14 protein-coding genes are annotated in these 9,404 nt (G+C 67.0%); 7 read left to right on the forward strand and 7 right to left on the reverse strand.

What is annotated here, in order from left to right; translation table 11 throughout:
* Positions 1-232: alcohol dehydrogenase catalytic domain-containing protein (locus WAW85_RS08765; protein ID WP_422559230.1), on the reverse strand; the 232-nt coding region annotated here is incomplete at its 3' end.
* A gap of 182 nt (positions 233-414) precedes the next feature.
* Here WAW85_RS08765 and WAW85_RS08770 point away from each other — a divergent pair.
* The gene (locus tag WAW85_RS08770; RefSeq protein ID WP_422559231.1) at positions 415-687 is read left to right on the forward strand and encodes a GlsB/YeaQ/YmgE family stress response membrane protein; all 273 of its coding nucleotides are present in this window, start codon (positions 415-417) and stop codon (positions 685-687) included.
* Positions 688-804: 117 nt separating this feature from the next.
* On the opposite strand, the gene WAW85_RS08775 is transcribed toward WAW85_RS08770, so the two are convergent.
* Together WAW85_RS08775 and WAW85_RS08780 are read right to left on the reverse strand one after the other, a co-directional pair.
* Complete coding sequence (locus tag WAW85_RS08775; protein WP_422559232.1) at positions 805-1,272, reverse strand: DUF5313 family protein; 468 nt, start codon at positions 1,270-1,272, stop codon at positions 805-807.
* On the reverse strand, positions 1,269-2,009 hold the full coding sequence (locus WAW85_RS08780; RefSeq protein WP_422559233.1) for an SOS response-associated peptidase: 741 nt from the start codon (positions 2,007-2,009) through the stop codon (positions 1,269-1,271). Before WAW85_RS08780 ends, WAW85_RS08775 begins: the two co-directional genes overlap by 4 nt.
* 129 nt (positions 2,010-2,138) lie before the next feature.
* Here WAW85_RS08780 and WAW85_RS08785 point away from each other — a divergent pair, with 129 nt between their 5' ends.
* On the forward strand, positions 2,139-2,825 hold the full coding sequence (locus WAW85_RS08785) for a sigma-70 family RNA polymerase sigma factor (protein ID WP_422559239.1): 687 nt from the start codon (positions 2,139-2,141) through the stop codon (positions 2,823-2,825).
* On the forward strand, positions 2,822-3,130 hold the full coding sequence (rsrA, locus tag WAW85_RS08790; protein ID WP_422559234.1) for a mycothiol system anti-sigma-R factor: 309 nt from the start codon (positions 2,822-2,824) through the stop codon (positions 3,128-3,130). The genes WAW85_RS08785 and rsrA overlap by 4 nt, the downstream gene beginning before the upstream one ends.
* An 83-nt stretch (positions 3,131-3,213) precedes the next feature.
* On the opposite strand, the gene WAW85_RS08795 is transcribed toward rsrA, so the two are convergent.
* Entirely contained in the window at positions 3,214-3,288 is a 75-nt protein-coding gene (locus WAW85_RS08795) for a 50S ribosomal protein bL37 (RefSeq protein ID WP_371307617.1), read from the reverse strand.
* Positions 3,289-3,399: 111 nt separating this feature from the next.
* Between WAW85_RS08795 and WAW85_RS08800 the strand changes: the two genes are divergently transcribed.
* Both WAW85_RS08800 and WAW85_RS08805 read left to right on the forward strand, forming a co-directional pair.
* Positions 3,400-3,618 carry a biotin/lipoyl-binding carrier protein gene (locus WAW85_RS08800; protein WP_422559235.1) on the forward strand — a complete coding sequence of 73 codons (219 nt, stop codon included), beginning with the start codon at positions 3,400-3,402 and terminating at the stop codon, positions 3,616-3,618.
* On the forward strand, positions 3,618-5,132 hold the full coding sequence (locus WAW85_RS08805; protein ID WP_422559236.1) for a sensor histidine kinase: 1,515 nt from the start codon (positions 3,618-3,620) through the stop codon (positions 5,130-5,132). Before WAW85_RS08800 ends, WAW85_RS08805 begins: the two co-directional genes overlap by 1 nt.
* A gap of 101 nt (positions 5,133-5,233) precedes the next feature.
* Here WAW85_RS08805 and WAW85_RS08810 read toward each other — a convergent pair whose 3' ends face one another.
* Complete coding sequence (locus WAW85_RS08810; RefSeq protein ID WP_205329241.1) at positions 5,234-5,488, reverse strand: WhiB family transcriptional regulator; 255 nt, start codon at positions 5,486-5,488, stop codon at positions 5,234-5,236.
* 290 nt (positions 5,489-5,778) lie between these two features.
* Positions 5,779-6,738 carry a diacylglycerol/lipid kinase family protein gene (locus tag WAW85_RS08815; protein WP_422559240.1) on the reverse strand — a complete coding sequence of 320 codons (960 nt, stop codon included), beginning with the start codon at positions 6,736-6,738 and terminating at the stop codon, positions 5,779-5,781.
* Positions 6,739-6,817: 79 nt separating this feature from the next.
* On the opposite strand from WAW85_RS08815, the gene WAW85_RS08820 reads away from it, so the two are divergent.
* Together WAW85_RS08820 and WAW85_RS08825 are read left to right on the forward strand one after the other, a co-directional pair.
* Positions 6,818-7,243, forward strand: a complete 426-nt coding sequence (locus WAW85_RS08820) for a hypothetical protein (RefSeq protein ID WP_422559237.1) — start codon at positions 6,818-6,820, stop codon at positions 7,241-7,243.
* A gap of 74 nt (positions 7,244-7,317) precedes the next feature.
* Complete coding sequence (locus WAW85_RS08825) at positions 7,318-8,109, forward strand: ParA family protein (RefSeq protein WP_422559238.1); 792 nt, start codon at positions 7,318-7,320, stop codon at positions 8,107-8,109.
* A 3-nt stretch (positions 8,110-8,112) separates the two neighbouring features.
* On the opposite strand, the gene WAW85_RS08830 is transcribed toward WAW85_RS08825, so the two are convergent.
* Positions 8,113-9,378 (reverse strand): hypothetical protein, encoded by a 1,266-nt coding sequence (locus WAW85_RS08830; protein WP_422559241.1) that lies wholly within the window; start codon positions 9,376-9,378, stop codon positions 8,113-8,115.
* Positions 9,379-9,404 lie beyond the last annotated feature (26 nt).

A 9,404-nucleotide genomic window follows, 5' to 3' on the forward strand; every position in this document is an offset into this window, starting at 1 on the left:
CCGCGACGGTGCCCGCTGCCTCGCCGCCGAGGGGGATCGGGAGCTTGTTCTCATCGGCGCCGACCTGGCCGCGGACCTGCTTGGCGTCGAACGGATTCACCCCGGCAGCTCCGACCCGGACGAGCACTTCCCCGGGACCGGGCACACCGACCTCGACGCTGCGCACCTCGACGCACTCGGCGGGCTCGCCGTAACTCGTGGCGAATGCTTGTCGGGCGGTCGATGGGGTCATGAATCCATCTCACCATGGCTGCGCACGCGGCGATGGTATTGCCGCCGGGCGAACCGGTGGAGCGGTCCCTCGCCCTCGAGTCTGCAGTTGCAGTTGCAGTCGCGCCCGTCGTCATGTCGGTCGACAGCTAGCGTGGTGGGCAGGGACCGCACGAGCGGGGCTTCGCGACGAAGGAGAATGTGATGTTGGGACTGGGAATCATCGGCTGGATCGTCATCGGCGGGCTCGCCGGTTGGATCGCGTCGAAGATCATGGGCAAGGACGCCCAGATGGGCATTTGGCAGAACATCGGCGCGGGCATAGTCGGTGGCCTGATCGGTGGATTCATTCTCTGGCTGGTCGGCGTGGACGTGAACAGTGGCGGTTGGTTCTTCAGTTTCCTGACCTGCCTGGCGGGTGCTTGCTTGTTCCTCTGGCTGCTCAACAAATTCGGGTCGAACAAGACATCGGTCTAGACCACGCACGCCTCGCCCCTCGTGGGAACTACACGTACGGTTAGCCGCTCGCGCGGTCGGATGTGGGCGCCGCTGTCGGATTAATCCGACAGCGGGAACCGAGTGCGACCGCGCGAATCAGGCATCGTCGCGGGGCGGCGTGACCCGGGCGTCAATGATGCGAGGCTCGGGCGGCGGTGCGGGGAGGTCGCCGGGGATCTGCGATCCGATCTCCGGACGGTGCTGGCGGCGGTAGGCTTCGTCAGCCGCGGTGAGCCGAATGATCGTCACCCTATCGGCCAGTTTCGGGTCCAGACCGTTGTTGCGCAGCAGGTGGCGGCGGTAGATGCCACCGAGCGCCACCTGGAAGTAGAGGAACGGGATGGTCAGAATCAGGATCATCCCGGCGCGGACCATCCACGAGGCCGGCACAAAGCACAGGGCGATCACGATCGGTAGAAACGGGACCAGACCGCGGACCAGGTAGCGGCGGTAGTTACCGCGGCCGGTGATGTCCCGGCGCACCCATTCGCGCATCTGCGGCGGGAGCGGCCGGCCGAGTAAATAGCCGATGCGCGCCCAGAGGCCCGGCGTGGTGGCGCTCACGAGACCGGGTCCAGCAGCTCGGGGCCGTTGTGCGCGACCCGATTCACCCGCGGGGACACCTCGCGGATCGCGATCGCCTCGGCCAGTGCCTCGGCGGGCGGGGCCAGCAGGTCCGGGTCGGCGGGACGGTCGGGATCGAGCCAGGCCGCCCAGTGCTCGACCGGCATGATCAACGGCATGCGGTCATGGATCTCTCGGTGCGCGCCGACGGCCTCGGTGGTCAGTATCGTCGCCGACGACGTCCAGGCAGCAGCGTCGTCGGCGGCCCGCGCCGCGGGCGAGCGCCACGCGCTCCACAGCCCGCCCATGTACAGCCGCGAGCCGTCCTCCGGTGACATGTAGAACGGGATCTTGGTCGGCTTGCCGTTGGCTCCGGTCGGGCCGGTCTTCCACTCATACCAGCCGTCCATCGGGAACAGGCAGCGTTTGTTCTTCGCCGCCGCCCGGAACGCGGGCTTGGCTCGCACCGTCTCGGCGCGCGCATTAAACAGCAGCGGTGCCGCGCCCAGGTCGGTGGTCCACGGCGGGATCAGCCCCCACCGCATGGCCCGGACGCGGCGGTCGACGGGCTCGGCGGCGGCATTGTGCTCATGTCGATCGACGACGGTGAGCACCGTCGTCGACGGTGCGCCGTTGTAGTTGGGCGTCGCGGCAAAGCCTTCCGGCACTTCGTTGCGCGCGTCGATTTCGGCGGCGAGCCGCGCCGGGTCCGTGGTGACCGCATACCGTCCGCACATACGAGCCATTGTCCCACGATCGGGAACAAGTCGGCGAGCGGCGTTGTTGGGACAGGCGACAGCCGATACTGGAGGTGAATCATCGTCGTGACTGCAGAAGCCCTGCTCACCGGTGCACCCGCACGACCCATGCGTGCCTCGCTAGACTTAGTCGAGCACATCACCAGCGAAGGGATTGCGGTGCCAGCCGATTCGCCAGACGACCCTGTGGGGGAGGCCCCCGTTCCGGAGGAGACACCGGAAGAGTTGACCGCGCGCTTCGAGCGGGACGCGCTGCCGCTGCTCGACCAGCTGTACGGCGCGGCCCTGCGGATGACCCGCAACCCGGCCGACGCGGAGGACCTGGTGCAGGAGACCTACATCAAGGCGTTCACCGCCTTCGCGTCCTTCAAAGCCGGCACCAACCTCAAGGCCTGGATGTACCGCATCCTGACCAACACGTACATCAACTCGTACCGGAAGAAGCAGCGCCAACCCGCGCAGTACCCGACCGACGAGTTCACCGACTGGCAGTTGGCCGCCAGTGCCGAGCACTCGTCCACCGGCTTGCGGTCGGCCGAAGTAGAGGCCCTCGATGCCCTCCCCGACAGTGAGATCAAGGACGCGCTCGGCCAGCTGCCCGAAGACTTCCGGATGGCGGTCTACTACGCCGACGTTGAAGGCCTGCCGTACAAAGAGATTGCCGAAATCATGGACACGCCTATCGGTACCGTGATGTCCCGGCTGCACCGCGGCCGCAAACAACTCCGCGAACTCCTCGCCGACGTCGCCCGCGAGCGCGGCATCGGCCGGACCACGAGCGAGGCCAACCGATGAGCTTCGACGAGTTGAGCCCCACCGGCGGCGAGCCGCTCGACTGCTCGGCGGTGTTGGCCGACATCTTTCTGCTCCTCGACAACGAGTGCGATGTCGCCGCGCAGAATCGACTCAAGGCACACCTGCAAGGCTGCTCGTCATGCTTCGAGCACTACGCGGTGCAGCGCGAACTGAAGGCGCTGCTGCGCCGTAAATGCGCCGAGGCGGCCCCCGCTGGTCTCGCCGATCGCCTGCGCGTCCAGATCCGCAGCACCGTCGTCGTCCGCACGACGACGATCTATCTGGACGGCGCCGGCCAGGACTGACCGGCCGTCACCACCGGCACCGATGCATTCGGCCCGGCTCCGCTGGTCGCAGGGCCGGGCCGAAAAGCTCTCTCGGAAGAGACTCAGGCGTTCGGGCGGTTGCCGTGGTTGGCCTTGTTCTTCTTCCGTGCACGCTTCTTGCGTCCGCGCTTACCCATGACGGACCTCCTCAATGTCTAGGCAAAAGTTCATCGTTGATTCTGTCACGACCGGCCCGATCAGCGGTAATCGCGTGCCCCGCGGGTGCCTCAGTGCCATACGATGAGCCCATGGTCGAAGACGTGGTTGCCGAGATCGTCGCAACAGTTCTGGAAGTGTCCGCACAGCCCGGCCAGCACATCGCCGCCGGTGACACCATCTGTCTGCTCGATTCGATGAAGATGGAGATCCCCGTCCTCGCCGAGTTTGACGGGGTGCTCGACACTGTCTCGGTGGCACCCGGTGATCAGATTCAGGCAGGCGACGTGATTGCCACCTATCGCGACTGATGGCCACCCTCCACGACCTCCTCGCCGAGCACACGGACCTCGCCGACCGCGAAGCTGCGCATCTGCAGCGGCTGGTGGCCGAATGGCAGCTGCTCGCCGACCTCTCTTTCGCCGACTACGTGCTGGCGGTGCGGAGCTCCGATGGTCGGCTCGTGTACGTCGCCCAGGTCCGACCCAATACCGCCTCGACACTCTTTCAGCATGACGAAGTGGGCCACCGCGTGGACGCGCCGTCTGTGCCGCAGGGGGCGAACCCCCAGGTGGCGCAGGCCTTTGCGAGCGGTCGCATCGAACGCGACGGTGTGCCGCAACGCTTCGGGGATCTGCTGATTGACCGGATCGCGGTGCCCGTCGTCGTCGACGGCGCGGTGATCGCTGTACTCGGGCGAACCGGGGCGGCGGGTTCGGCGCTACCGCCGTCGCCGCTCGAGTCGGCCTACCGGGACGCCGCCGAGGCGCTGTGCCAGATGGTGGTGGAGGGGACGTTCCCGCTTGACGAAGCGAACACCCTGGGCCTTTCGACGCCGCGCGCAGGCGACGGATTCATCCGGCTGAATCGCGACGGCCGCGTGGTCTACGCCAGCCCCAACGCGCTCAGCGCGGTGCACCGGATGGGCTGGACAGCCGAACTGGGCGCGGTCCGGTTGGACGATATGATCGCGGAACTGCTCACCGACCCGTTCGACGCGGTCGACGTCAGCGGAATGCTCGCCGTCGCTGCCAGCGACCAGCCGCTGCCGCCGCCGGACCTGCCGCTACGCATGGAACTCGATGCGCGACGAGCCAGTGTGCTGATCCGCGCGGTCCCGCTGCGCTGCGCCGGGGCCAGCCGGGGTGCGGTGGTGCTGATTCGCGACGTCACCGAAGTGAAGCGCCGCGATCTCGCGTTGATCAGCAAGGACGCCACCATTCGGGAGATTCACCACCGGGTGAAGAACAACCTGCAGAGTGTGTCGGCGCTGCTGCGCCTGCAAGCTCGCCGCAGCGACAATCCGGAGACCATCGGGGCGCTCGGCGAAGCAGTGCGCCGCGTTTCTTCGATCGCGCTGGTGCACGAAATGCTCTCGGGCAGCGTCGACGAGGAAGTGGACCTCGACGCCGTCGTCGACCGACTCATCCCCACCCTGGTGGACGTGTGGGCGCCGAGCAGTGGCGCCGATGCGGTGACCATCCGGCGAGGTAGCCGACTCGGAGTGCTACCCGCGGATCTGGCAATGCCGCTGGTGCAGGTGTTGACCGAGGTGGTGCAGAACTCGATTGAGCACGGCTTCGCCGATAGTCGGGAGTCGGCGCGCATTGTCGTCGACGGGGAGCGGGATCTGCGCGGACTGACCGTGCGCGTCACCGATAACGGCGTCGGCGTGCCCGCGGGCTTCGACCTCACGATGTCGACCAGCCTGGGCCTGCAGATTGTGAATACGATTGTATCCAACGACCTGCAAGGTCAGGTCGCCATCACGCCCGGACCGGACCGGGTCGGCACCGTCGTCGAACTGCGTATCCCGCTGCACTGAGCGCGCGGCACGGCAGCGTTAGCAACCCAGAACGGGCGGTGGACAGCACAGCGGCCCGGCCGAGAAGAGATCGGCCGGGCCGCTGTGGCGGTAGTGCAGAATCAGACGACGCTGCGGGCGCGAGTGCGCGCATTGCGGCGCTTGAGCGCGCGGCGCTCGTCTTCGCTCATCCCGCCCCAGACGCCAGCGTCCTGACCGGTCTCCAATGCCCAGCTCAGGCAGTCGGCGGTCACCGGGCAGCGCTGACATACCAGCTTGGCATCGGCGACCTGCGCAATAGCCGGGCCGCTGGTGCCCACCGGGAAGAACAGTTCCGGATCTTCGTCCCGACAGATGGCTTTGTGGCGCCAGTCCATTTCTCTACTCCTTCAGGCATGACTCCGCCGCGCACCAAATCCGGCGCACGGAGGAGCTCGTGGTTTCACTACGGGCTGTGAAACAGCAGGTGCCTCACCTAGCAGACGGGATCTCAAGATGATCGCGTGGGGGGTGCTGTTTTGCTGTCTGTAACCGTTGTACTACCCTGTGCAGGTCTTTGGCTAGGGTTTTCTGATGATTGCCGAATAGATCACAGGTAGTTGGCAAGCGCGTGAATTTCTGCTTACCGGCCAGTAGAACTTTGGCTACCTGCGATGACGAGACGGCATCAGGTGGGGGTGTGCTCCAGGGATCGGGCGGCCACGTGCAGCACGCTGCGCCGACAGCCGAACTCCATTTCCTGGTGTTTTCCCAGGTAGTCGCCATCCATCTGGACATCGGCGGGCTCCGCGCCGGTGAACCGGACCCAGTCGACGTCGTCGTCCCGATACAGATGCTTGGCATGCGGATCGGCCGACCCTTGCAGTAACTGCGAACCGAGCAGGATGTTCCGCAGCACTCCGACGCTGGTGGCGGCAAACACACCGAGACCATGGTCGAAGTCAGTGCCCGGATTGGTGGCGATCGGCCGCGTACCGAGATAAGTCCATGGGCCGGTATTGCTGACAAAACCGAAGCGCACACCTTCGATGGGCGCACTCTCGGGGACCTCCACCGTGAACGACGGTGGGGTGATCGACGGGACAAAGAACGCACCCAGCGTGGTCCGCAAGTAGCGCTGCGCGGTGGCCTTCTTGCCGGCCCGGCGTTTGTCCTCCATGCGGCGCACGACGATCGCGTCCATCCCCATACCGGCGTTAAAAAGGAACCATCGGTTCAGGGTGTAGCCCAGGCTGATCGGACGGCGGCTGCCGGCATCCAGCAGTGTGATGAGCTGTGCGGTTGCCACGATCGGATCGCGGTCGATGCCCAAGGCCCGAGCGAAGACATTCGCGCTGCCGCCGGGCACCACGCCGAGCGAGGGGAGTGCAGCCGGATCGACCGGGGTACTGTCCGGGGCGCCCAACATGCCGTTGACCACCTCGTTGACCGTGCCGTCGCCGCCGTGTACGACCACCGCGTCGTAGCCTTCGGCAGCGGCGCGTGCCCCGAGCTCGCCAGCGTGGCCGCGGTGGGTGGTGTGCTCCACGTCGACGTCGTACCGCGCGCTGAGGGTATTGGCCAACGTGTCCCGGCCAGCCGGGGTGGTGAAGGTGGCAAAGGGATTGGTGACCAGCATGACGCGCACGATCATCTACAGTACCCGGCTGCGCCCTGTGCACCGGCCTCGGCGTCGGCTCACGCGCGCCGCAGATTAGGCTGGACCGGTGAGCAACTCCGAACCGTCAACGATCGACCCGGCCGTCCCGCGGACCCTGCGGATCGCCGGCGGACTGGTCGGTATCGAAGGAGCGCTCGGTATCGCCGTGGCGATCTATTTGGTGATCCGGTCGCTCAACGGCCACCACGAGGACTTCATCAGCGGCTACGGTACGGCCCTGTGGTTCGTGCTCATCGGCGGCGGCGTGCTGGCCGGTGGGCTGGCGATCTACCGGGGACGACGGTGGGGCCGTGCCATCGGCGTCATCGCCCAAATTCTGCTGATCCCGGTCGCCTGGTCGCTGCTCACCGACAGTGGACTGCCGGTGCTCGGCGCGCCGGTGCTCGCCGTCGCCCTCGTCGGACTCGGTTTGCTCTTTGCACCGGTCTCCCTGCAGTATCTGGCCGCCGAGGATCTACCGCCGGACGCCTGATGTCAGTTGCACATGCGGTCCGCACGAGCGGGTCCCGCCGACGCGGACTTGGGTGAGACATTAGGGTTAGCGCCATGACGCGCACACTGGCCATCGCGAATCAGAAGGGTGGCGTGGCTAAAACCACCACGACTGCCTCCGTCGGTGCCGCCCTCGCCGATCAGGACGTCTCGGTGCTGGTGGTCGATCTTGATCCGCAAGGCTGCCTCACGTTCTCCCTCGGCCACGACCCGGACGCCCTCACCAAATCCGTGCACGATGTGCTGCTGGGTGCGCACGATATCGCCGACGTCCTACTCGACACCGACGACGGCGTCACCCTGCTGCCGGCCACCATCGACCTGGCTGGCGCCGAGGCGCTGCTCCTGATGCGCCCGGGCCGGGAGTACGCACTCAAACGCGCCCTCGCCGAGGTGGCGCAGGATTTCGACGTGATCCTGATCGACTGCCCGCCCTCGCTGGGAGTCCTGACCCTCAATGGGCTCACTGCGGCCGATGAGGTTGTCGTACCGCTGCAGTGCGAGACCCTGGCCCACCGCGGCGTCGGGCAGTTGCTGCGCACGGTGACTGAGGTTCAGCAGATCACCAACCCGAACTTGACGATCCTCGGGGCTGTGGCGACGCTCTTTGACGCACGCACCACGCACAGTCGCGACGTGCTGTCCGACGTCTCTGACCGCTACGACCTCCCAGTCCTGGACCCGCCGATCCCGCGCACTGTCCGGTTCGCCGAAGCCTCCGCATCGGGTGCCTCGGTGATGCGCGGCCGCAAGAACAAGGGTGCCACCGCCTATCGGGAGCTCGCCGCGAACCTGTGGGATCACTGGAATGGCAAGCCGCTCAAGACTTTCGAGCTTTCGGTCTAGGCGCTACTCGGGTCGGCCCAGGGCGACGATCTCGTCGCCGCGCTGCTCCACGACATATCCGCCGAGCGTCGAGAGTGACACCAAGCCGCGGTAGTCGCCGCGGTCCACCGGCAGTCGCCGGAGTTCCCGGCCGTCGAGTGGATCGCGCACACTGATGCCGCCGGGGACCGGAACCATCAGGCCCACCGACAGCGCGCCGGGGCCGATGGTGTCTTCGATCCGCACGCGCGCCTCACCTGTCGACGCGTCGAGCACGAGCGTCGACTTCCCCGTCCAATAGGTGATCAGACCGCTGGTCATGATCGGGCGGCTGCCGACGGGCGGCATCTGATCGCCGCTGACCGCACGCGCCGCACGCGCCACCGCGTCGTGCCCGAACGACCGGATCGTCGGGCCGTTTTGTCCCGAGCCGGGGTCGCCACCGCCGTCGTACACGACCACCGATGCATCGGTCACCGCGATGACGACTGGTGGTGCGCCGTGGGCGGAGTCGGTGACCTCGGCCGAGCCCCACTGGCGGACCTTCTCGTCGCTGTCCAGATTCGCGCCGAGCACGGTCAGGCGGTAGCCGATGTCGCCGCTGCAGCGCTCGATCACCGCGACTCGATCGTTGCCGGAGAGCGCCGAGTACAGGGTGCAGTCGTGCCGGTCGGGCTGCACTTCCGGGTTCACCGGCGCGTCCACCCGGCCGTACTCGATGCCGCGCACCAGGTTGGTGCCCCACGTCTCCAAGCGAGTGGAACCGGCAGCTAAGGCATACGACGACGAGTACGACAGGCTGATCGCACTGTCGGCAACGCTGGTCCGGTTGCCTTTCCGGGCGCCGGTGTTCGCATCCAACGTCGTCACTTCGCTGCAGCCGCGCGAATTCCGGTACACGCCAAGAGCGTCGTTCTCGCCGCCCGGCCACGCTGCGATCACCGCGCACAGCGGTGCGGTGCGGCGATACTGCCAGAGCGGGGTGCCGGTCGCCGGATCGTGACCGGTCATCGTGCCACCGGAGCCGGTGATGAACGCGGCCTTGGCTACCGCGGGCACTGCGGTAGCCGGTGACGGAGCCCGCCAGAGCTCACGCAGCTCATCGGGAATCGATTCCGGCGGCAACTGGGCGGTGGGATCTGCAGTAGCCGTCGTCAACTCGGTGGTGCGGGCCGGAGCCGTCCACCACAGCAGCAGGCCAGCGGCCAGCACCAGCACCACGATGGCCGCCGTGATGATCAGATCCAGCCGCGTGCGCCGCTCCGGGCGAACAGAACTCCAGCGAGCCACGCGGGTGGCTACTCCGCGGCTGCGGG

This window comes from Gordonia sp. (in: high G+C Gram-positive bacteria) (assembly GCF_049299075.1).
Taxonomy (GTDB): domain Bacteria; phylum Actinomycetota; class Actinomycetes; order Mycobacteriales; family Mycobacteriaceae; genus Gordonia.

What these genes read in the sequence shown, in the direction of transcription:
- WAW85_RS08800 (WP_422559235.1), top strand. Translation starts at nt 3,400, where the DNA reads ATGGTCGAAGACGTGGTTGCCGAGATCGTCGCAACAGTTCTGGAAGTG.
- WAW85_RS08810 (WP_205329241.1), bottom strand. Translation starts at nt 5,488, where the DNA reads ATGGACTGGCGCCACAAAGCCATCTGTCGGGACGAAGATCCGGAACTG.
- rsrA (WP_422559234.1), top strand. Translation starts at nt 2,822, where the DNA reads ATGAGCTTCGACGAGTTGAGCCCCACCGGCGGCGAGCCGCTCGACTGC.
- WAW85_RS08780 (WP_422559233.1), bottom strand. Translation starts at nt 2,009, where the DNA reads ATGTGCGGACGGTATGCGGTCACCACGGACCCGGCGCGGCTCGCCGCC.
- WAW85_RS08805 (WP_422559236.1), top strand. Translation starts at nt 3,618, where the DNA reads ATGGCCACCCTCCACGACCTCCTCGCCGAGCACACGGACCTCGCCGAC.
- WAW85_RS08770 (WP_422559231.1), top strand. Translation starts at nt 415, where the DNA reads ATGTTGGGACTGGGAATCATCGGCTGGATCGTCATCGGCGGGCTCGCC.
- WAW85_RS08825 (WP_422559238.1), top strand. Translation starts at nt 7,318, where the DNA reads ATGACGCGCACACTGGCCATCGCGAATCAGAAGGGTGGCGTGGCTAAA.
- WAW85_RS08785 (WP_422559239.1), top strand. Translation starts at nt 2,139, where the DNA reads ATGCGTGCCTCGCTAGACTTAGTCGAGCACATCACCAGCGAAGGGATT.